This is a genomic window from Marinobacter sp. CHS3-4, assembly GCF_030053415.1.
Taxonomy (GTDB): Bacteria; Pseudomonadota; Gammaproteobacteria; order Pseudomonadales; family Oleiphilaceae; genus Marinobacter.
On sequence record NZ_JASGBJ010000002.1, the window covers coordinates 106,222 to 127,490 of the forward strand.

At 53.8% G+C, this 21,269-nt stretch carries 23 protein-coding genes and 1 tRNA gene; 11 read left to right on the plus strand and 13 right to left on the minus strand.

Annotated features, from left to right (window positions below):
• The first annotated feature begins 59 nt into the window (after window positions 1-59).
• The gene (locus QLQ17_RS08440) at window positions 60-3,014 is read left to right on the plus strand and encodes a hypothetical protein (RefSeq protein ID WP_283209145.1); all 2,955 of its coding nucleotides are present in this window, start codon (window positions 60-62) and stop codon (window positions 3,012-3,014) included.
• Between the two features lie 20 nt (window positions 3,015-3,034).
• Here the strand turns inward: QLQ17_RS08440 and QLQ17_RS08445 are convergent, their stop codons facing one another.
• From QLQ17_RS08445 to QLQ17_RS08455, 3 genes are all read right to left on the minus strand, one after another.
• Complete coding sequence (locus tag QLQ17_RS08445; protein WP_283209146.1) at window positions 3,035-3,667, minus strand: CBS domain-containing protein; 633 nt, start codon at window positions 3,665-3,667, stop codon at window positions 3,035-3,037.
• Between the two features lie 78 nt (window positions 3,668-3,745).
• Complete coding sequence (gene mnmC, locus QLQ17_RS08450) at window positions 3,746-5,635, minus strand: bifunctional tRNA (5-methylaminomethyl-2-thiouridine)(34)-methyltransferase MnmC2/FAD-dependent 5-carboxymethylaminomethyl-2-thiouridine(34) oxidoreductase MnmC1 (RefSeq protein ID WP_283209147.1); 1,890 nt, start codon at window positions 5,633-5,635, stop codon at window positions 3,746-3,748.
• A complete protein-coding gene (locus QLQ17_RS08455; protein WP_502867381.1) occupies window positions 5,632-6,210 on the minus strand; it encodes a peptidylprolyl isomerase in 579 nt (192 codons plus the stop codon). The genes mnmC and QLQ17_RS08455 overlap by 4 nt, the downstream gene beginning before the upstream one ends.
• Window positions 6,211-6,431: 221 nt before the next feature.
• Here QLQ17_RS08455 and QLQ17_RS08460 point away from each other — a divergent pair, with 221 nt between their 5' ends.
• Window positions 6,432-7,169 (plus strand): cyclic di-GMP-binding domain-containing protein, MshE-related, encoded by a 738-nt coding sequence (locus QLQ17_RS08460; RefSeq protein ID WP_283209149.1) that lies wholly within the window; start codon window positions 6,432-6,434, stop codon window positions 7,167-7,169.
• Window positions 7,170-7,192: 23 nt separating this feature from the next.
• On the opposite strand, the gene QLQ17_RS08465 is transcribed toward QLQ17_RS08460, so the two are convergent.
• The 3 genes from QLQ17_RS08465 to flgA all read right to left on the minus strand — a co-directional run bounded on the left by QLQ17_RS08465 (window position 7,193) and on the right by flgA (window position 8,879).
• Complete coding sequence (locus QLQ17_RS08465) at window positions 7,193-7,663, minus strand: flagella synthesis protein FlgN (RefSeq protein ID WP_283209150.1); 471 nt, start codon at window positions 7,661-7,663, stop codon at window positions 7,193-7,195.
• 7 nt (window positions 7,664-7,670) lie between these two features.
• A complete protein-coding gene (flgM, locus tag QLQ17_RS08470) occupies window positions 7,671-8,000 on the minus strand; it encodes a flagellar biosynthesis anti-sigma factor FlgM (RefSeq protein WP_283209151.1) in 330 nt (109 codons plus the stop codon).
• A 183-nt stretch (window positions 8,001-8,183) separates the two neighbouring features.
• Entirely contained in the window at window positions 8,184-8,879 is a 696-nt protein-coding gene (gene flgA, locus QLQ17_RS08475; protein ID WP_283209152.1) for a flagellar basal body P-ring formation chaperone FlgA, read from the minus strand.
• Between the two features lie 153 nt (window positions 8,880-9,032).
• On the opposite strand from flgA, the gene QLQ17_RS08480 reads away from it, so the two are divergent.
• Genes QLQ17_RS08480 through QLQ17_RS08490 form a run of 3 tightly spaced genes read left to right on the plus strand, consistent with a single transcriptional unit; the run spans window position 9,033 to window position 11,388 of the window.
• On the plus strand, window positions 9,033-9,965 hold the full coding sequence (locus QLQ17_RS08480; RefSeq protein ID WP_283209153.1) for a chemotaxis protein CheV: 933 nt from the start codon (window positions 9,033-9,035) through the stop codon (window positions 9,963-9,965).
• A gap of 40 nt (window positions 9,966-10,005) precedes the next feature.
• The gene (locus QLQ17_RS08485; RefSeq protein WP_283209154.1) at window positions 10,006-10,833 is read left to right on the plus strand and encodes a CheR family methyltransferase; all 828 of its coding nucleotides are present in this window, start codon (window positions 10,006-10,008) and stop codon (window positions 10,831-10,833) included.
• A gap of 3 nt (window positions 10,834-10,836) precedes the next feature.
• Window positions 10,837-11,388, plus strand: a complete 552-nt coding sequence (locus QLQ17_RS08490) for a lipocalin family protein (protein ID WP_283209155.1) — start codon at window positions 10,837-10,839, stop codon at window positions 11,386-11,388.
• On the opposite strand, the gene QLQ17_RS08495 is transcribed toward QLQ17_RS08490, so the two are convergent.
• A complete protein-coding gene (locus QLQ17_RS08495; RefSeq protein WP_283209156.1) occupies window positions 11,363-12,013 on the minus strand; it encodes a cupin domain-containing protein in 651 nt (216 codons plus the stop codon). The two genes, QLQ17_RS08490 and QLQ17_RS08495, sit on opposite strands and share 26 nt — an antisense overlap.
• Before the next feature lie 179 nt (window positions 12,014-12,192).
• Here QLQ17_RS08495 and QLQ17_RS08500 point away from each other — a divergent pair.
• Both QLQ17_RS08500 and QLQ17_RS08505 read left to right on the plus strand, forming a co-directional pair.
• Window positions 12,193-12,282, plus strand: a tRNA-Ser gene (locus QLQ17_RS08500).
• A gap of 90 nt (window positions 12,283-12,372) precedes the next feature.
• Complete coding sequence (locus QLQ17_RS08505) at window positions 12,373-12,969, plus strand: GNAT family N-acetyltransferase (RefSeq protein ID WP_283209157.1); 597 nt, start codon at window positions 12,373-12,375, stop codon at window positions 12,967-12,969.
• Here QLQ17_RS08505 and QLQ17_RS08510 read toward each other — a convergent pair.
• Together QLQ17_RS08510 and QLQ17_RS08515 are read right to left on the minus strand one after the other, a co-directional pair.
• Complete coding sequence (locus tag QLQ17_RS08510) at window positions 12,966-13,913, minus strand: AEC family transporter (RefSeq protein WP_283209158.1); 948 nt, start codon at window positions 13,911-13,913, stop codon at window positions 12,966-12,968. The two genes, QLQ17_RS08505 and QLQ17_RS08510, sit on opposite strands and share 4 nt — an antisense overlap.
• A 3-nt stretch (window positions 13,914-13,916) precedes the next feature.
• Window positions 13,917-14,192 (minus strand): acylphosphatase, encoded by a 276-nt coding sequence (locus tag QLQ17_RS08515; protein WP_283209159.1) that lies wholly within the window; start codon window positions 14,190-14,192, stop codon window positions 13,917-13,919.
• Window positions 14,193-14,308: 116 nt separating this feature from the next.
• Here QLQ17_RS08515 and QLQ17_RS08520 point away from each other — a divergent pair, with 116 nt between their 5' ends.
• From QLQ17_RS08520 to pgsA, 4 genes are all read left to right on the plus strand, one after another.
• Window positions 14,309-14,560, plus strand: a complete 252-nt coding sequence (locus QLQ17_RS08520) for a YheU family protein (RefSeq protein ID WP_283209160.1) — start codon at window positions 14,309-14,311, stop codon at window positions 14,558-14,560.
• 100 nt (window positions 14,561-14,660) lie between these two features.
• Entirely contained in the window at window positions 14,661-15,326 is a 666-nt protein-coding gene (gene uvrY, locus QLQ17_RS08525) for a UvrY/SirA/GacA family response regulator transcription factor (RefSeq protein ID WP_283209161.1), read from the plus strand.
• Window positions 15,310-17,187, plus strand: a complete 1,878-nt coding sequence (gene uvrC, locus QLQ17_RS08530; protein ID WP_283209162.1) for an excinuclease ABC subunit UvrC — start codon at window positions 15,310-15,312, stop codon at window positions 17,185-17,187. Before uvrY ends, uvrC begins: the two co-directional genes overlap by 17 nt.
• A gap of 7 nt (window positions 17,188-17,194) precedes the next feature.
• A complete protein-coding gene (gene pgsA / locus QLQ17_RS08535) occupies window positions 17,195-17,752 on the plus strand; it encodes a CDP-diacylglycerol--glycerol-3-phosphate 3-phosphatidyltransferase (RefSeq protein ID WP_283209163.1) in 558 nt (185 codons plus the stop codon).
• Here the strand turns inward: pgsA and QLQ17_RS08540 are convergent.
• Genes QLQ17_RS08540 through QLQ17_RS08555 form a run of 4 tightly spaced genes read right to left on the minus strand, consistent with a single transcriptional unit; the run spans window position 17,706 to window position 21,218 of the window.
• Window positions 17,706-18,356, minus strand: coding sequence for an ABC-type transport auxiliary lipoprotein family protein (locus QLQ17_RS08540; RefSeq protein ID WP_283209164.1), 651 nt, complete (start codon window positions 18,354-18,356; stop codon window positions 17,706-17,708). The two genes, pgsA and QLQ17_RS08540, sit on opposite strands and share 47 nt — an antisense overlap.
• Window positions 18,353-19,291, minus strand: a complete 939-nt coding sequence (locus QLQ17_RS08545; protein ID WP_283209165.1) for an MlaD family protein — start codon at window positions 19,289-19,291, stop codon at window positions 18,353-18,355. Before QLQ17_RS08545 ends, QLQ17_RS08540 begins: the two co-directional genes overlap by 4 nt.
• Window positions 19,292-19,293: 2 nt before the next feature.
• Complete coding sequence (locus QLQ17_RS08550; RefSeq protein WP_283209166.1) at window positions 19,294-20,100, minus strand: ABC transporter ATP-binding protein; 807 nt, start codon at window positions 20,098-20,100, stop codon at window positions 19,294-19,296.
• A complete protein-coding gene (locus tag QLQ17_RS08555; RefSeq protein ID WP_283209167.1) occupies window positions 20,094-21,218 on the minus strand; it encodes an MlaE family ABC transporter permease in 1,125 nt (374 codons plus the stop codon). Before QLQ17_RS08555 ends, QLQ17_RS08550 begins: the two co-directional genes overlap by 7 nt.
• Between the last annotated feature and the right edge of the window lie 51 nt (window positions 21,219-21,269).

Below are 21,269 nucleotides of genomic sequence, written 5' to 3' on the forward strand. Positions count from 1 at the left end.
TCTGTTCTGTAACGGTGTGTAAAGCACCCATAAAAACAAAGCTCTGAAACGGACTTTATATGCGCGCCGATTCGTTTTTCTCCCATTTTGGTATTTCCGGACGCCTGGCACTGTTCTCTCTGATCCTTCTGATTTTTCAGGGATGCAAGACGGAAAGGGCGTCTGAGGACCCGGCCATTATTGGTATCCCTCCGGAAGACGCCTATCTGGGTGTGGAATATTTCTACAATTTTGGTGCGGTGGATAACGACGATATTCTCAAGTATTCGTTAACAAACGCTCCCTCCTGGTTGGCTATGGAAGACACAACCAATAAAGCCCGCCAGGGGATCATTATACGAGGAGTGCCGGGAATTACTGGTGGCGAACGTGGCCTGGCCGACCTTGGCAAGACCACCCGCATCAACCTGGTAGGTAATGATGGTGCAACACTGGGTGCGCAACCGTTCAGTATCGAGGTTCAGGAAAATCAGTTGACGGTTGTCAGCCAGGACTATTCAGAGGCCAGGCCTGAAGAAGAGGAAAACGGCGAGGAAGGGCAAGAGATACCAAATTTCCAGTGTGAAAAGCCCTTCGTCAGCGACAGAGGTGAAAATACGTATCCGACAAACGTGTACGACGACGCAGGCAATGTGATCGATACAGTGGATACCACCTCCGAGACACAGCCGATTCTGGTCCGTGTGAATCTTGATCAGCCTTCCGTAACCACGGTGCGCGTTGCTTTTGAGCTTTCCTCTGGCTTTGATCCAGCGCGCTGTGATCCGGGTTTTAGTCCGGAGCATCAACGATGCGATGCCGGAACAGCGAATGCCGATGATGCCGCCATTGGTCGGGATATTGTCGCGCTTGGCACGGGTAGTGGTCCCAAACTACCTGTCCCGGAATACCTGGAGTATCAACAAGATGAGAATGGCCGTTATACGAAGGGTGTCTTAACGCTTCAGCCGGGTATCACCGAATGCTTTGTACGGCTTGAGGTGGTTGATGATCAGGAACCAGAGCCAGAAGAGTTCTTTAACTTTGGGTTGACTGAAGTGCGTTCCGGCCTTGCTGGGCTCGGGTCCCGAGTCGGCGGAGTCAGGGAGGTCATGTCAATCGAAGACAACGAACCCACGGTTAGCTTTCAAACCCTTGCGCGGGGGAAGCGGGACGTAATGAACCTGAGTCCCGATTTTAACTTTAGCGCTCCATCGAACGACCCGGCCACATGGGCGGATGCATGGATTTCCCAATGGTCTGATGAGGCATTAATCAATGTCAGGACTTACCAGGCTGTTATGGAAGGTGACCGGGATCAGACGTACTCTGTAAAAATTGGCTCCCAGAAGGGTGCGGACGCAATTTTTGATCCTTACGACCTCGCCAACTCCGATTACTTTGTTCAGGTAAAGAATCCTGACTATCCCGCACCAGAAAATGAGCCTGAAGTTCCGGAATGGATATTGGGCGATGAACTGGCGTTCCCCGTTGGAACCGATACAGTGCAATTCCGTATCGTCACCAAGCCTGCCGACGAATATGAAAACAATTCCGGGGACGATCGCGTTATTCTGCTGGGGCCGGACAGTAATTATCAGGCAGGTCGAACGGGATATGCCCGGTCTGACTCGGCCCCCCCACTTAGAATCGGTATTAACGAACTGAATATGCCCATCCAGATTGGGGCTGTCGGTGGATTCGTGCCCTCTGACATGGCGTTCATGGACGACGGGCGACTCATTATTGCGGGTTACGATAGCGCTGCGAATAATATCCCGCAGATCCGCGTATTTGATAAAGCGGGGGAGCAACAACTGTCGCAGGATCTTTCCGCCACAGGCGTAAGCCCAGAAGCACCGCCGGTCATTGATTTTGCCTCTCGGGAAGTTGAGGTCGGTGGCGTAGATGTAGCAAAGCTTGAGCTTGCTGTTGTCTTCGGTATTGAAGAGGATGCCGCAGGCAACCCGACACCAGGCGACATTAACCTGGCGACTCAGCGACGATTTTACGACACTGCAGCAGTGCCACCGGGTTTTACTCGGGAATGGGAGTTGATAAACGGAACAGATCAAGACGACTTCCCGCGCTGGATTGGTCTCAGTACGACCGACGGCTCGATCGCTGTTGCCGGTGAAACAAGTGGCACGATCGAAACAGACGACACCTTTAATGGACGCCTCGGAAGCTTTGTTCAGCGAGTAGACACAGAGCAGGACGGTTCAGACCTGAAGCCTGGTCTCGCGTGGCAGAGAAAAGCGGAGTCTGTCAGCCACGATGAGCGTGTAGTAGGTGGCGGAGCGCCTGGTGCATCACCAATCGTGATCGGTGATTCGACCGGGGCGGTAGAGAGCCAATCTCAGTTTGGAGGAAAGGACGCGTTTTTCTACGAGGGCCAGCCCAAGGATGAGGACATCGAAGTGAATCAGATTGGCACGGGCGGCGATGAAAACCTGGCAGACGGTTTTTTCGGTAATAATGTCGTCTGGATGATTGGCAGCAGCGTCGGTGAATACCGGGTTGAGACGAACGGCGGCGTAAAAGTACTGCGGCGTTCTCAGACCAATAGCGGCGCAGGGTTTCTTCTGGGGTACTCCAATACAGGCGCTCCGTTGGAAGTCTTCTCCGTCAACGACGATGAAGACCTGTCTGACGAGACACTCCAGGTCGCCATGCTGTTTGACAACGATTTGATAGCGGCTGGCAGCACGACAGGCGTTTTGACAGACGATCCAGAGGTCGAAACCAATACTCTTCAAGATCCTGCCCTGTTCCGTCGCAATCGTCAGTTGCGGTTCGAAGAAGATGAGGACGATAATCCGGACAATGACGACGACGAGAATAAAACGGTCATCGTTGAGCCGTCCCAGGAGTGGAATCAACAATTACCGGTAGCGGATCCGAATACGGGCAGCATCGATTACCTGGCCAATTATCGCGATGACGAGATTAACGCGCTTGTTCGGGCCAATGATGTTTGGGTTCTGCGCTTGTTCACCGCAGAGGGACGTCTGCTGAATCCGGATTCGAATTGAGAAACGTCAGAGGAAAGACCCTAAACATTGCCCTCGTGCCGACCGGCATCTGCGTATAACCGAAGGTAATCGGTGCTGGTTACAATGCCCACCGGTTGCCCGTCCGGATTTATGATCAGGGCGGCGTTGAGCTGGTGAGCGAGCATCAGGCGAGCAAGCTGGTGGGCGTCTGATTCAGGTGAAGCGGTCAGGAAAGCGGGCAACTCAATGGTTGCAAGGTGAATGGCGGACCCTGAATCGCGGTTAGCATGAAGCCACTCCAACAACCAGCGCAGCTCCACAAGGCCGGCGACATTGCCTTCGGCAGAAATAACCAGGTGGCTGACGCCACGCTCGTCCATCGTGTCGAGCGCTTCCTCAATCGTGCTTTCCGCTGTGAGTGAGACAACGACGGGCGTGCAAATCCTGGAAACGGGGAGGTACGGTCTATCCTCCTTTCGTTCGCCTGAAGCGGCTGCTCCGTATTCTTCCAGTGCGCGATGGCGTCCCGAGTTGGCCGCTTGCTGAAATTCACCATCCGTTGTATCGCTGTGGCTGACATTGATCGCCTCAGAAGGCTCGAGTTCGCTTACGTCGCCAACTCGTCTGCCGCGAAACACTTCAGGCAACCGGGTGCCAATGGGTCGTCCCGGCTCACTGACATGAATAGACATGGAAATTTACTCCGCGGTCGACGTTATACAATGTGTTTCGGCAATTGTGGCTGATTCTGGAGCGGTACCTGCTTACAGTCACGTAACTTTAGGCCGATGACAGCGCTGGCTGTCCACACGCCTGATCAAGTTCCGCGGTAAGCAGAGTGGCTGAGACGTGATTATATCCGCCAGGTATTCGGCCATCAGGGCAGAGTAGGTAAGGCCCTTGCTGCCCAGGCCAGTGCACAGGTACAACCCTTCCAGCGGCGCCCCGTCAGCTGTTTTCAATCGGCCTGCGATGGGCTGGTAATCATGGGTGGTACAGCGAAAGGCAACCCGGCCTTTTATCGCCTCTCCAGGAGTCACATCGGCGGAATTATTGAATGCAGCGGGCAAAAAATCCCGGAGCATTTGCAGATTCTCCTGATCGCTTGAGTCCGAGACTTCCGACGATTGACTGTGCAAGTCAAAGGTTGCACCGATGAGAGCACTGCCGCCATCGGCAGGATTCACATACCCCGGACCGCAAAGCACCAGCGATGGGTTCTGGATCGATTCTTCGGCTACTTCGGTGATCTGTCCCCGAATAGCTTTGATTCTGAATTGGCCGTCAAGGGGAATCAGTGCCGGTGTGTCCGCGCCGCCGCAGAGTATGACCTGCTCGGACGACAAAAACTCATTGTTCATTGAATTCAGTTGCCAGCCACCTTCAATGGGTTTGATGGAATCCACCTCAAAGCCGAACTTCGTTTTGATTCCGGGATGCTTCAGTAGTTGATCGCATACGCTGGCGGGCTTGAGCCAACCACTTGCAGGAAACCATAAGCCGGAATAGGGCACGTCGAGGCCTGACAGTGCTGTTGCCGCAGTCGGGTCGACTGGCTGAAGTACCGACTCAGGGTACTGGTTTTTCTCGAGAAAGCGCCGCTGTCGGTCCGCTTCAGCGTCGCTGTGTGCTAATTGGATGAGACCGGTAGGGTGCCATCCACAATGTTCATATTGGCTGTAAAAACGTTGGGCGAAAAGAAGCGAGCTTAGTGCCAGTTGCGTCTGATCGCTAAAGTCGACGCCCAGTTTGACGTAAAGAGCGCCCTGGCTATTGCCCGAGGCCCCACGGGCCGCCGAGTCGGCCTTATCCACAACCGTGACCCGGATTCCCCTGCCGGCGAGGTTCGCAGCGAGCATCGAACCGGCAATGCCGGCACCGACAATAGTAACTGACTCTGGTACTGGCGATCGCTGAGTCGAATCTACGGATTCTCCGCAGAAAGTCCCTGTGAGCATGTCTCGCTTGCGCCCAAAACCCGGTACCTTGACCATCTCAAAGCCAGATTGGGCAGATTGCCGACGAAAGAAACCAGCCGCAGTGAAAGTTGCCAGTGTTGTACCCGCCTGACTGTGGCGAGCGACTTCTTTACTCAGTTTTTCCTGCCACATGTCCGGGTTGCATGACGGCGCAAAACCGTCGAGAAACCAGGCATCGGCAGTGAATTCGAGCGCGTCGAGTGCGGCGAGAACATCGCCGAAAAATAGCGTCAGGCGAACAGATCCGCCGGCCAGAACTAACCGATGCGCCCCGTGGGTCGGAGGTGGGTACTGTTGCATCAGTTCCGCAGCAAATTCGTCGAGTTCTGGCCACAACGCCAGGGCCTTCGACAAATCGCTTCTGGTCAGCGGAAAGCGCTCGACAGAAATATAATGCAGACAGCGACCGGAAACAGGGTTTGTCTCGTTCCAGAGCTTCCAGGTGGCAAGGAAATTCAGGCCGGTGCCAAATCCTGTTTCTGCGATGACAAAGTGCTCCCCTGCGCCAACGCTGGCAAAACGGTTGTACAGATCGTTCTGCTTGATAAAGACATGGCGAGTTTCCTCCATGCCATTATCACGGTTGAAATAGACATCTCCGAAGCGTTTGCAGACAGGCAGACCGTCCTGCCAATCAATCGCGGCGGTTTCAACGCTTGGAGGAAGAGCTGCGCCTGTCACTGCTTCAGAATAATGTCTTGAATCACAACAGGTTCGACAGGGACATCCGCCATACCATTCTGACGCGCCGTCGGTTTCGACGCGATGGCATCAACAACCCCCATGCCGCCCGACACCTTGCCGAATACGGAATATCCCGCACCTCGAACCCCGGCGTCCAGGAACCCATTATCGGTAAGATTGATAAAAAACTGGGAAGTGGCGGAATCCGGTGCCCGGGTTCTGGCCATGGCAATGGTGCCGCGTAGGTTTTTAGCGGTCTCGCTGGCTTCATTCACGATGGGGCCACGGGTTGGCTGTTTATTGAGCTGAGCGTCAAAGCCGCCGCCCTGGACCATAAAGCCCGGAATGACCCGATGAAAAATGGTGCCATCGTAGAAATCATCCGCAACATACTGTTTGAAATTGTTAACGGTTTCAGGAGCAAGATCGGGCCTGAGTGTGACTTCAATATTGCCCAAATTGGTCTGTATCAGTGCTTTCGGCAGCGATTCGTCTGAGTAGACTGGGCTCGTCGCCAGCAGTGAAGTTACAGTTAGCAAGACAGGGATCACACAACGAAACGGTTTTACGATATTTGGCATTCTATACTCGCTATCAATATGGGTACGGTCTTCATACCTGCGATACTGCAGGAGGTCCGGCATCAACGGAGGATGCTAACAGAAAGTTGCCGAGTTGGCCTTTTCTGAAACGCACCCAGGAGAATTCCTGAACTAGTCTTGCAACAAGGTTCATTGAGTTTGCCGGGCCCGGATGTACGGCGAGAAACACAAACAGTTTGAGGGGATCTGCCGTGAAAAATCGTCAGGGGTATGAAGAAAAGTCACGCTTAGGTCGTTTGCTTGTCAATCGGGGCTACCTGTCCGAGAGCCAACTTGACGATGGTCTGCGGCTACAGCGGGAAACCGGCCAGCGACTCGGTGAAGTATTTGTCCAGTCCGGGTGGATCACCGAAAGGGAACTGCACCGGGTGCTAAAGCACCAGAGCCGTTACCGTCACGCTGCGGCGCTTGTCACCATGGTGGTTCTGCCTCTGCAACCGATGGTCAGTTTTGCCTCCACCAGCCAGTCCAGCGAGCCGGCTGCCGATGAGGCGGGCCAAATGATCAACGAGGGAAAATTCACGCCCATGACGGATGCGGAAATGGCAGGGGTGTCCGGTCAGCAAGACTCAAAGCTGTTCAGCCAGTTTGCAGATGTTAGGGCGATGCCCGGAGCCGCCATAGGTGAGGGTGGTTCGGATGCCACTGATCCGGATGCCATTGAAGCCCTGAAGTTTGCGACCAACATCTTTGTTCCGGTGCTGAATTATCTGGACTCGGAACTGACCATTTCAGGCGTTCACTATCGACAGGACGTGCCAAGGTTCTCGATTCAGAACGATGGCGGTCTTCAACTGGCGATGCCGGAAAGAATTGAACAGATTAGAATGGAAAATATCCGAGTGGGCACCAGCCCCTCCATGGGCAGCATTACCATCAGTGATGTTCGGTTCAGCGCTGACACCAGCATGACCATTTACGCCCGCTAGCCCAAACCGATCGTTGTCCGGGGTCAGGCGCTTGCGAGGATGTTGCTTTGCGAAACCGCCTGCTCCTGACCTTTCGCGCCATAGAGTTTTTCCTGTCCGGTCGCGCCCCGAAATATCTCTGTCAGCCTGGACAGACGCTTCTGCAAATGCGCAATGACGCGGCCGTTGTTCTGATTGAGCGACTGACACGCTGTCAGACGGCGTGAGGCGTCTTCCCAGAGTTCCACAGCGTCCTTCAGGCCTGCACTGCGAAGAAAATGGGAGGGGTCTCCCTGGTCAGGCCTGAATCCCATGGCGACAAGCAGTCGGATCTTGGACTTCGCGCGCTCGCGGATATCGCCGAGGTGGCGATTCTTTTCCTGGGTCACCGCTTCGAGGGATTTTACATCAGAGGAAGATAGAAGAGCTTTTTCCTGGATAAGGACATCGTTCAACTGGTCAAGTTGGCGGATGTCCTGATTCAGAAGGTCTTTCAAGTCATCGATGTTCGACATGGTTCACTCACCCAAAAATGCTTTCATCCATCTCAAGCATTTTCTGGGCCAGCTTCTCTGCGTCTACCTTATAGGAGCCATTTTCTAGCGCGGAACGAATCTGTTCGATTCGGTCATCGTCCATTTCTGGATAATCGCCGAGTTGTTGTTCGAGCTGCTTCAGGTTTTTCGCCTGGCTGCTCAAATTAACATTCTCGCCGCGGGCATTGGTCGCTTGCGACTTGGCCTGCTGCTCTGCGCCGGTCTGATTAGGGGCCTGAGAGCCGGACGCCTTGTCCGCTGATGGCCTCTGATTGTTGACCTGGCCGGGGCCAATTCCATTAAAGTCAACTGACATAGTGATACCTGCTTAGCTGTATGGCCGCCGAAGGCAGCCTCTTAAATTTATATCTGTTTAACGGCAATTTCCCACAGACCTTTAGTAAGTGTTTCAAAAATGTAACCTGTTCGTCTACCGACTGGGTTCGAACGGCAACATCTTGCCGACAGTGGTGGAATCTTGCCGGAGATTTCCGGAATTTTACATCGGAATTTCTACTTGGCCCGGGGCTGTAATGCGCGCGCGCACTGTTCGCGCGCTGGACAGATTTTCCACCAAAACCTGTTCGCCGATACCCCCACTGCCAAGCGCCTTACCTCTGGATCTGACGGAGAACCCACCGGTTTCTGCCGTGATCACAACGTGATCTCCCCGAGTGATGGCGTCAGGCGCGGTCAACAGATCCGCGGTGAAAACGGTTCCGGCGTTAACGCCCCGACGCATTTCCATGCCAATTAATTGATTCTTTTGGCGGATCGGGCTTCGCCTTGTGGCGTTCATTTCTACCGGTTCCGTTTTCAGCATTGCTTCCGTAATGCGCTGACCTCTGGCCAGAGGACGCGCAGCCACCAGAGCCTGGCCACGAATCTCAAGAGTTACCGGCAAGAACATGCGCCAGGGCCGCTCTCCCTCGCAGGACACCAGTAGAGAAGGTTGGGTAGATTCCCACGGCTCACCGCTGAAAGTCACCTCAGGGGTTGAATCGCAGATTGCCAGAGACAAGCGGGAATCCAGCTGCCCAATGCTATGAAAGACCTTGAATCCCTTTTCGGACTGGTTGGCCGCAAACGTATTGAGGAACGCGTCAGCAGCTTGGCGAATTTGCTCTGATGATGTTGGGGCAGCGACGCAATTCAGGGCTGCTAACAGAGCGGTTACTAAAATCAGGATGCGCATACGCTTCAGTTTGTCCTATGCTGTTTATACAAAGGCAAGGTATTGGATTCCGGCCAATTCTCAACTTTTTTGAGGGACAGCCGTTATCACACCCTGAATCTGTTAAAAGCAAAACGTATGCCGTTGCCGGCTGGCAAGCGAAGGAGAACAATAATGGCAGGGGTTTTAGACAGTGTTAATCAACGCACCCAACTGGTGGGGCAGAACCGACTGGAGCTCTTATTGTTTCGACTGAAGGGGCGGCAGGTCTACGGCATTAACGTGTTTAAAGTCAAAGAAGTGCTGCAGTGCCCTAAGCTGTCGTCTATACCGAACAGTCGGCCTATGGTGAGAGGGGTCGCCCATATTCGCGGAGAAACCATCCCGATAATCGATTTGGCAATGTCCATTCGGCTTCCGGGCGTAACCAATGAGGACATGGCTACCAGCTTCGTGATCATTACCGAGTACAACCGGAAAACTCAGGGTTTTCTCGTTGCGGGCGTCGACCGCATCGTTAATATGAACTGGGAAGACATCTTGCCTCCCCCGAAAGGAGCAGGCAAAGACGTCTATCTGACCGCTGTAACTCGAATTGATGAAAAACTGGTTGAGATTATTGACGTAGAAAAGATTTTGTCTGAAGTTGCACCACTGGAAGACGATGTCACCGATGAGCTCCGCTCGAAGAGCGAAAGTAGGGAGCCCGGTTTGCTACCAGTGCTCGTCGTTGATGACTCAGCCGTTGCACGCAGGCAGATAGAACGATGTCTTACCACTATTGGAATGGAGGTCGTTCTGAAGAATGATGGCAAACAGGCGTTTGATTACCTGAAAGAAATTACGGCAGACGGTTCCAAAGCCCGTGATCACCTCTGCCTGGTCATCTCGGATGTCGAAATGCCGGAGATGGATGGGTACACTCTTGTGACACGGGTGAAAGAGGACGAAGCTCTCAGGGACATTTTCATCATGCTGCACACGTCTTTGAGTGGCGTGTTCAACAAGGCTATGGTTAAAAAGGTTGGGGCAGATGACTTCATGGCAAAATTCAGCCCGGATGAATTGGCAGAACGGGTGATGGAAATCGTTGATGATCAGCAATAGGCTGGCCTCTTATTATTGATTCACCCGTAACCAGGATTCAATGAAAGCTGACATTACGCCACAGGAATACGAATCGTTTAAGTCGTTTCTGCAGGACGCGTGCGGAATTCTGCTGGGCGATAACAAGCAATACCTGGTCAAAAGCCGGCTGCGACGGATTATGGAGGAACATAATCTGTCAACACTGACTGAGCTGATGGAGGGTATCAAACGATCCGGCAGGCGAAGCTTGCGGGAAGTTGTCATTGACGCGATGACGACCAATGAAACTCTCTGGTTCAGGGATAACCATCCTTTTCGGATTCTCCAGGAGCGTCTCCTGCCCGAATTTGCCGACCGTAAATCCTCCCAGTCGCTACGGATATGGTCCGCAGCCTCTTCAACCGGCCAAGAACCCTATTCAGTGGCCATGATCATTGAGGAATACCGGCGCCAGCGGCCGGGCAAGCTTCGCGACGTGAAGATCACCGCCACTGACATCTCCAAAAGCGTGCTCGAAGTCGCCCGTCGCGGCGAATATGAAATGATCGCAATTGGCCGCGGCTTGTCCCCTGAGCGGCAAAAGCAGTTCTTTGCGCCAACCATGAACGGGAGTTGGCAAATCAAACCCAACATCAAAAACATGGTGGAGTTCCGCGAGCTGAACCTTCTAGAGCGCTACATGCTGGGTAAGTTCGACATTGTGCTGTGCCGAAATGTTCTGATCTATTTCTCCGCTGAATTGAAGAAAGATATCCTCACCCGCATTCACGCGACGCTGAACCCGGGGGGTTACCTGATACTGGGAGCCTCAGAATCCTTGAGCGGGTTGCCTCATCTCTACGAGATGGTGCATTGCAGCCCCGGCATCATTTACCGCAAGAAGTAGTCCATGCTCTATCGTTTGATTTTTTCGGTTGTCTGGGTGGCATTGGTCACCGGATGTACCAGTCTTCCGGAGGACATTGAGCCAGTATCAGAGCTCGATCTGAAGGAGTATCAGGGCACCTGGTATGAAATTGCGCGCCTGGACCATTCATTCGAGCGCGGGCTGACACACGTCACTGCGGAATACTCAATCAATGACGACGGCAGTTTCACGGTCATTAACCGGGGCTATTCCCGGGAAGAAGGCAGCTGGCAGGAAGCGGAAGGCCATGCGGTTCCAGTAGAAGGCGGCCCGGCGGGGCATTTAAAAGTGTCTTTCTTCGGGCCTTTTTACGCCTCTTATGTGGTTTTCCGGTTGGATGACAGTTATCAAACCGCCTACGTCACCGGCTACAACCGCGAGTATCTGTGGCTGCTATCTCGAACACCGGAGGTGAGCGAGGAAACCCTGGCAGAGTTTCGGGCCGTCGCTCGAGAAAAAGGGTTTGATCTCCAGGAGCTCGTCATTGTGGATCAGGGTACGAAACCCGTTAGAAGGGCAGATGACCCGTCTTGACCCAAATAACGGTCTCTTCGTCAACAAAGGGCGTGTGCTGGCTGAGATGAGGGCTCCTGATCCAGGTTCCGGCAGGGTATCGACCATGTTCGTCGCAAAACTCGCCTGACAGCACCAGTATTTCTTCGCCGCCGAAGTGCCTGTGAGGCTGGAAGACCTCTCCGGCTGGCCACTTCACCAGAGCGACGTGTTCCTGCTCAAATTCGTGTAAGGGCATGACCTCTAAACCGCCTCTACCCGGCAGCCAGGCAGTGTCCGTGGTATCGGTCTTTACCGTCGTAAAATCGTTCTGATCGAATTGATGCAGCTTCACAAACAGGACGCAGCCTTCCTTGCTGAAAGGCGCGTGACTGCTGCCCGGCGGGTTTCTCAGGTAGGTGCCGGGGCCGTAGTCACCGGTTTCATCGGAAAATACCCCCTCAAGCACGAGGATTTCCTCGCCCAGCGGGTGTTCGTGGCGGGAAAAACTCGCGCCGGGCTCGTACCGAACGATACTGGTGGCATGCCCTTGTTCGGCTTCCTCGCGGGCCAGTGGTTTTCTCGAAACGCCTTTTGCCGGGCTGGGTGTCCAGTCCATCTCACGGCTGCGAATCGTAACCTTCTGTGTGAAATCCATGTTGAGCAAGGTGTTGTCCCTCTGGTTCGTGAATGGCTTGATTCACCCATTGTAGTACGAACCGGAGGCACAGATGGAGTGTCGGCGGTTGAGTGGATTGTAAATTGAGAGTTGCCAAATGCCCCGAAAACCATTAGAGTTTGCGCCCTCAAATGAGCGAGAAAGCCGCTGATTTGAAACAGTTTAAAGGAGAGGTGGCCGAGTGGCTGAAGGCGCACGCCTGGAAAGTGTGTAAACGTTAACCCGTTTCGAGGGTTCGAATCCCTCCCTCTCCGCCAATACAAGACCCCAGCATTGCTGGGGTTTTTTATTGCCTGCTCGAAAGGGTATGTTTGACGACATCCCAAGAAATTTGAAGTGAATTAACCATGGCTGTAGTGCTTAAACGATTCATCGGTGCTGACATCAATGACTATGTCAGTGACCTTGCCCGACTGAGAATGGACGTTTTCCGTAGCTTTCCCTATCTCTACGATGGGGACATGGGTTATGAGGCTGAATACATCCAAACCTACTCACAGTCACCCAGAAGTCTTTTCGTGCTGGCGATCGATGCCGGCAGGGTGGTTGGCGCCGCCACAGGCATTCCCATGGCCGATGAAACCGAGGCGTTCAGAAAGCCGTTTGTCGAGCGGGGTTACGACCCGGATTCGATCTTTTACTTTGGTGAATCGGTACTCTTGCCCGAATACCGTGGTCAGGGAATCGGTGTTGCCTTTTTCGAGCAGCGTGAAGGTTATGCCGACGAGCTTGGTGGGTTCACTCACTGTTGTTTCTGCGCGGTAGAGCGCCCGCTCAATCACCCCCTTCGGCCAGCTGACTATCAGGCTCTGGACGATTTCTGGCGTCATCGCGGTTACGAAAAAAAGCCGGAGCTTACTACCGAATATCGCTGGAAGGATGTTGGTCAATCGTCAGAAACAGCCAAAACCATGACGTTCTGGATGAAAAAACTGAACACCTAGATCAGTCCTGCCGTCGTTAGCAAAAACACGCCCAGCGTGATGGTCAGACTCGCAGCGAGCGTTGTCATAGCCACGATATTGGCCGCCAGCCGTTCGTTGCCACCGAGCGCTTTTACCATCACAAAGCTGGCAGCAGCAGTCGGGCTTGCGAAGTAAAGGAACATCAACCCCAGTTCGCGCCCTTCAAAGCCGATTAGCCAGCCAGCGAACGTGCAGAGGAAGGGAAGCGCGATCATTTTTAGCACGGAGGCGTTAAGCGCCAGAGCACGGTCGTCTCGCATTGCCTTCAGGGACAGGGTGCCTCCAATACACAACAAAGCCAGAGGCAAGGTCAGAGACGCAAAATAATCGCCACTGGTCATCACCCATTCAGGAAGCTCAAGACCGGACCAAGCCACGGGTATGGATATAAGCACGGCAACGATCAATGGGTTGCGCGCAATGTCGGCAAGCACCTTTTTCAGGCTTGTTTTTTCATCGGGTTGGTAAGCGGTCAAAGCGACGACTGACAGGGTATTGTATGCAATGATCACCACCCCCAGTAAAAGACCGCCGGCGGACAGGCCATAGTCACCGTAAAGGTTGGCCGCCAGCGCCAGCCCAACGATGCCGCAGTTGCCCCGAAAAGCGCCTTGAATAAATACCCCACGGTCGTTCACAGGCACCGTTTTCAGCGCCCAGAGCCAGCAGAGTAAAAAGCCAACCAGGGTCGCCGCTACAAAGAACAGTATCAGTGGCAGGTTGAGCGTCTGGTTCAAGTCCGCCCGAACGATGCTGAGAAATACCAGCGTCGGCAGGGTTGCCTTAAACACCAGAGTGGACGCGGTATTGATAAATCCGGCATCAATCCATCCCAGACGCCTGAGGCCCAGGCCGATGAACACCATCGCAAACACCGGCAAGGTGGTTTCAAGCGTATTTAGAAAGGTTTCGACGAGCGACATTGGCTATCTGACGTCAAAGCTGTGAAACTCACCGGTCGCTGACGCCTTTTCTGATTCGACAGAAATGACCTGGGCTGCCGGCGGTCCCTGTCGGCACCATTGCTCCAGCGCGACAAGGGCTTCGCCAGCTCCCTCAGCCACGACTTCTACACGGCCATCTGACAGATTTCGGGCATAACCGTTGAGGTCAAGTCTTTGAGCCGCTTCAGCCGTTGACGCCCTGTAGCTGACTCCCTGAACTTTGCCACTTACCAGAAGGGTGATTCGTTCTTCAGACATGCGGATCTCCCGGATTGTTGCTCTAACGTATTCAGTTTACGTCAAATTTGCCAATCCTTGGGGCCTTCTACCTCATTCGTAAAGGCTTTATCATGAAAGCAAGTGAGGAGAATCAGATGACCGACGAGGCCGGAAACCTGGGCCAACCGGACCCCAGACAGGAAAAATTCACGATAGACACCGAGCTGCTCACCGAGGATCAGATTGACGGGCTGATTGACGAGTATTGTACGCGTTACCATGGCCTGAACGACACGGAAAATCCGATGGATGAGAAGAAGCAGGTGAGAGCAGCGGTAGACCGCGGGGATCTGGTGGTCTGGTTTGATCCGGTAGAAAATACGGCAGGATTGAGTCAACCGAAATAGCCATTGAAGTCGGTAATGTATGCATTTTGCAGCTATCGAAGGCAGGGTTTAACCGGTACAATCCACATCGCTTTTGCATATGTCGATTATGAGGTGAAGTTTGATCAGGGTATTGGTTGTAGATGACCATGAATTGGTCCGATCCGGTATTACCCGGATGCTTGCCGACAACCCGGACATTGAAGTCATTGGCCAGGCATCTTCAGGTGAAGACGCGGTTGATTTTGTACGCAAGGATGCGCCCGACATTGTGCTCATGGATATCCGTATGCCGGGTATTGGAGGACTTGAAGCAACTCGCCGCATTCTTCGTATTGATGACTCTATCCGGGTGATCGTTGTGACGGCCTGCGCGGACGATCCCTATCCCACACGGGTCATGCAGGCCGGCGCAACGGCTTATATCACCAAGGGCGCGGACATCAAAGAGATGGTGCGCGCGATTCGCATGGCCCATTCGGGACAGCGATACATTAGCCCGGAAATCGCCCAGAAAATGGCGCTCAAGCAGTTGGGCGGGGGTGATGTTCGGGAGGAAGACGGTCAATTGCAGTTATTCGATCGGTTATCTGAACGCGAAATGCAGATCGCCATGATGGTTGTTGACTGCCAGAAAGTGCAGGATATTTCAGACAAGCTCTGCCTCAGCCCGAAAACCGTAAACAGCTATCGCTACCGGATTTTTGAAAAGCTGGAAATCTCCAGTGACGTTGAACTGGCGTTGATGGCAGTCAGGCTCGGGTTGCTCGATGCCGACCAGGTCTGAAGCCGGCGAACAGGCAGGCGAGCAAGAGACTGGCCGTACCTTTGATATCAAGCATTTTCTGAAACGCCTGACCGAAAGACCGGGGGTTTACCGGATGTACGACGCATCCGGAAATGTTCTGTATGTAGGCAAGGCCCGCAACCTGAAAAAACGGGTCAGCAGTTACTTCCGAAAATCCGGTCTCGCGCCAAAAACCGAAGCACTTGTCGCCAGAATCGAGTCGATTGAAGTCACGATAACCGGCAGCGAAACCGAAGCTTTGCTGCTCGAACAAAATCTGATCAAGTCGTTGCGACCGCCTTACAATATCCTTCTCCGCGACGATAAGTCCTATCCCTACATCTATCGGTCCGCCCATGATGACTATCCATCACTGACTTTCAGGCGTGGTCGCACCAAAAAAGGTGGGGGTACCTGGTATGGGCCATTTCCCAGCTCTGGCGCGGTCAAGGAAAGTCTTAATATTCTACAGAAGATATTCCGCATAAGATCCTGTAGTGAAAGCTATTTCAGAAATAGAACACGCCCTTGTCTCCAGTATCAGATCAATCGTTGTACCGCACCCTGTGTCGGGTTTATTTCGCCAGAGGACTACCTGGCAGACGTTCGTCGAGCAACCATGTTTCTGGAAGGGAAGAACCCGGCAATCCTGCAAGATCTCATGAATGAAATGGAGACTGCGTCCAAAGAGCTGCAGTTCGAGAAAGCGGCAGCCTATCGTGATCAGATTAACCATCTTCGTCATGTTCAGGAGCAGCAGAGCGTTGACGGTGAGGGAGGCGATGCCGACGTCGTCGCCATTGCCCAGGACGCTGGCGTTGTCTGTATTGTCGTGATTATTGTTCGCGGCGGTCGGGTATTGGGCACCAAGGATTACTTTCCCCGATTCAGTATCGAACAGTCGGAGGAAGACCTTTTGGGAGCCTTCCTGGGACAGTATTACTTCGGTGGCAGTACGCGGCGGGAAATACCGGCAGACATTCTGGTTCCGATTGATGTTGAAGGCCAGGAGCTGCTCGCTCAGGCCCTGACGGAAACCGCTGGCCGCGAAACCCGAATACGCAAAAACGTAAGAGGCGAGCGCAGGCGCTGGATTGAGCTGGCGATGACCAATGCCCGGCAAACCCTGTTGACGCATATCGCCAGCAAGGAAACGGTCTATAGACGGCTTCTGGCCCTGAAAGACCTGCTGGAGCTTCCGGAAACACCCACCCGGATGGAGTGTTTTGATATCAGCCATAGCCAGGGCGAAAACACGGTCGCATCCTGCGTGGTTTTCGACGAGAATGGGCCGGTAAAAAGCGACTATCGCCTGTACAACATTGATGGTGTGAAAGCCGGTGATGATTACGCCGCCATGCGTCAGGTACTGACCCGCCGCTACAAACGCATGGTGTCCGGCGAAGGAAAGCGGCCGGACCTGGTGTTTATTGATGGCGGTAAAGGGCAGCTCGGCATCGCAAGGGAAGTGTTTGATGAGCTGGAGATTACCGATATTCCGCTCATCGGCGTGGCGAAGGGCGTTACCCGTCGAGCCGGTATGGAGCAGCTGATCGATGCCATGACCGGCGATGTGTTCCGGGTTCCTGCCGACTCACCGGCCCTGCACCTGATTCAACACATCCGTGATGAATCGCATCGCTTTGCCATCACCGGGCATCGAGCCAGGCGGGATAAAAAGCGACGCAGTTCAACGCTCGAGGGCATTGAGGGTGTCGGTCCAAAGCGACGCCGTGATCTTATTCGCTATTTCGGTGGCATCCAGGATCTGAAAAAAGCCAGCGTTGACGAAATGAGCAAGGTACAGGGTATCAGCCGCCAACTGGCAGAAACCATATACGCAGCACTGCACGACGAGTAAGGACGCCATGAATTTACCCAATATTCTCACGCTTTCCCGGATCCTTATGATCCCGGTGTTCGTGATCATTTTTTATCTGCCCGTGCAGTGGAGTTATCTGGTCAGCGCGATGATATTCGCGTTTGCTGCTGCCACCGACTGGCTCGATGGCTATCTCGCTCGCAAACTGGATCAAAGCACGCCGTTTGGCGCGTTTCTTGATCCGGTTGCTGATAAGCTGATGGTCGCCGTGGCGCTGACCGTGCTGATTGAAGAACATTCCAGTTTCATTCTGACGATTCCTGCGACCGTCATCATTGGGCGGGAAATCGTGATTTCTGCGCTGCGAGAGTGGATGGCGGAAATCGGGAGCAGGGCGAGTGTTGCGGTTTCCTACATCGGTAAGGTAAAGACGACCGCTCAAATGTTCTCTATTACGCTCTTGCTGGCTTATCCTGCAGGCCAGTCGTGGACGTACGTAGGGCTCGGCCTGCTGTACATGGCGGCCGTACTGACGCTCTGGTCAATGATTCTCTACCTTAAAGCGGCTTGGCCTGATCTGTTTCCTGAAAAGCATCGCGACTGACTGCTTCTGCCCATTGCACCAGCTCGTCAGCCAATGCCCGGTTGGCCGCAGAAAAGCGAACGACCAGATCCTCAACGGGTTTCGCCTGAGCGCGCTCCTGAACATTGAAGCGTCTGGCGGCCAATACGTCGCCGGATTTACTTTCGGTAAGTTGGGCGTCTACCGTGATAACAACGGTTGGTCCGGGCTCCTGGCCATCATGATATTCCAGCTGGAAGGCCGTCAGGTCGCTGATCAGTGAGAGATGACTGTTTGCATCGCTGGTGTCATGAATGACGGCCTGAAAAGCCCCCGCCTGTCTGAGCGCCCCAAGCCAGTAATCCCGAATAAGCAGTGGCATGGCCTTTGCCCACCTGGCACCTCTGTATGATTGAATCGTGTGATTATCTCGGCGAACCAGAATGCTAGTGCCATTGAGTGGGGCTTCTGTATCCGGCGTGAGAACCCTCAAGGTGAATGGAAGTGGGTCGGGACTGGCTTCAAAATCTGGCGATGCCAGTAAAAACGTCTGTTTGGCGGTCCGTTCCGGGAGCACTGTGCAGCCGCTAACACTCAGAACCAGTATCAACAGCACTGCGGAAAACACGCCGTTATAAAACGTCATGGTTGAAACTCCTGCAAAGGTTCTTTGCCAAGTAAAAGGCCAGCAGGGTCTTCCTCAAGACGATCAATCAGGCCGTTCAGGTTAGTCAGTGTTGCTCGCATATCTCTGAGGGCAGGGGCGAGCTCGCCGACACCCTGCATCCCTCGACCGAGTGCCTCCTGGTTATCTGCCAACAGCCTGTCGATTCTGGCGGTCACGAGAGTCAGGGTCTGGGTGGCATCCTGAGCAGAAGCCACAAAGTTCTGAACCTCGTTATCCAACAGGGAACCTGCCTTGTTGCCCACCTTTTGGTAGATGTCCAGCGTTGTTCTGGTTTGCCGGGTGATGTCTTTTAAACGATCAAACACGGCATTCACTTCCTCTCGCTTGGCCATGAGTCCAGAAGACAGTGTCTGAAGGTTTGACAGGCTTTCGGTCAGGTTCTCAATGTTCTGTTCTGACATAACGCGATTCGAATTGGTCAGCAACTGGTCCAGCTTACCCAGCAGATTCTCGCCTGTTTTCATAAGGGAGTTCAGCGCTGACGGCTCCGCATAAATGACCGGTGGGTTGTCGCGAGAGCCTTCAAGAATCGGGCGATCAGGGGTGCCTCCCTCCAATTCGATGCTCATACTGCCTGTGATGTTCGTAATTGCCAGTCCGGCCCGGGTATTCTCGCGGATGGGAACCTCGCTGTAGACACGGACAAGCGCGCGCACGTTTCTCGGATCTTTTGGGTCCAGCCTCAATTGAGCGACATCGCCCACACGAATACCGCTGTATTTGACCGGATTGCCTTCAGTCAGGCCGCTGACTCCTTGCTTAAAGACAATCTCGTAGTGGGTGTAGTCCTGATTGTTGTCCGAGCTGTTTAGCCAAAGGGCAAAAAACAGCCCGCTGGCAAGGGCTACCAGCGCGAACAGCCCTATCAATACGTGATGTGCCCTTGGCTCCATGTTCAGACTTCCCTTTCATTCGGTGTGGCGGCCAGTCGGCTGCTTCGTCCCCGTGGGCCGTGAAAATAGGCCTTAATCCAGTCGTTATCTGTCGATTCAACCACGGATATCTTATCCGAGATCAACACTTTTTTATCTGCCAGAACCGCCACCCGATCGCAACTGGTATATAGCGTATCCAGGTCGTGTGTCACCAGGAACACAGTGAACCCCAGGGCGTTGCGCAGGGTAACGATCAAGCGGTCAAAAGCGGCGGCCCCGATCGGATCGAGGCCTGCCGTGGGTTCGTCCAGAAATAGAATTTCGGGATCCAGCACCAGAGCGCGCGCTAATGCGGCACGCTTCACCATGCCCCCGGACAGCATGGCCGGGTACTTGTCCAGTGCGTCTGAAGACAACCCCACCAGACCCAGTTTTGTTTTGGCAAGATGCTCGGCGTCCTTCCGACTCAAATTGAAATGCTCTATCAGCGGCAGCGCGACGTTCTCCTGAACGGTCAATGACGTGAAAAGAGCGCCGCCCTGAAACAACACGCCCAGGCGCCTTTCCAGTCTCGATTTCTGGTCGGGCGACAGATCACTCAGCGCCTGACCAAACAGCCGAATATCCCCCTGATCCGGTTTGTGGAGTCCAACAATGGACCTCAACAGCACAGACTTACCGGTACCAGAACCACCCACAACGCCAAGGATTTCGCGCCTCTGAACGTCCAGGTTCAGGCTCTCATGAACGACCTGGGTGCCAAATCGGTTATGAAGCCCGCTCACTCTTATGACCTCTGAGCTGTTCTGCGCGGTCTGGTTTACCATCCCATCTCCATGAAAAAGATTGCCGCAATGGAGTCCAGCAGGATTACCATAAAAATGGACTGTACCACGGCGGACGTTGTGTGCTCACCGACAGACTGTGCGCTACCGCGGGTTTTAAAGCCTTCAAGGCAACCGATCATTGCGATCACAAACGCAAACACCGGCGCCTTACTGATGCCCACATAGAAATGAATAACGCCAATTCGCTCCTGCAGAATGTGCAAAATTTGTGGCAGGGCAATATCCAGCGACACTATGCAAACCAGCGAACCACCAACGATGCCGCTGACCATGCCGGTCAACGCCAGAATGGGAAGCGCCACAACCATCGCCATGACACGGGGTACAACCAGCAACTCCATGGGGCTGAGCCCCAGCGTGCGAATGGCGTCGACTTCTTCATTGGCTTTCATGGAGCCAATCTGAGCCGTGTAAGCACTGGCGGTGCGACCGGCAACCAGGATGGCCGCCAGCATAACGCCGAATTCTCGCAGGAAAGAGAAAGCGACCAGGTTCACCGTGTAGATTGTCGCGCCGAAATCCTCGAGAACCGTTGCGCCCAGAAAGGCGACAACGGCCCCCACCAGAAATGAAAGCAGGGCGACTATCGGTAGGGCATTCAATCCGGTTTGATGAAGGTGGGCAACAAAAGATGTGACGCGCCAGCGACGGGGCTGCCAGAAAATGGCCAGACATATTTCGATCAGCTGCCCACCGAAGCCAATCAGCAACATGAGCTGATTAACCGCATGAACAATGCGACGACCCATCCGGGCCAGAGATACCCTGACATCAAAGCCCGCCTGAGACTCTGGCGTAGCGTCATTATCGAGCGACTGGATGACAATGTTGATCATGTCTCGCCGTTCACGACTCATAGCAGCATCGGTGGATATCAGCTGTTTAATACCGCGAACCCCGAAAAGCTCTACCAGTAACGAGGCGCCGGCAGTATCCAGCTGGTCGATCTCTTCCAGGTTGGTTTTGTCGAAAACAGAGGATGTATCAATGTGGACAGCGCTAATTCGCGACCTCAGGTCCGCATAGTGGGGCAGGGTCCAGTTGCCGCTGAGAACCAGTCGGTTACCCTCTACTTTAAGTTCGCCGGCTGACGACATGTCGTTAACACCTGAAGTAAAACAAAATTTTTAAAAAGTGGTTGACGGAAA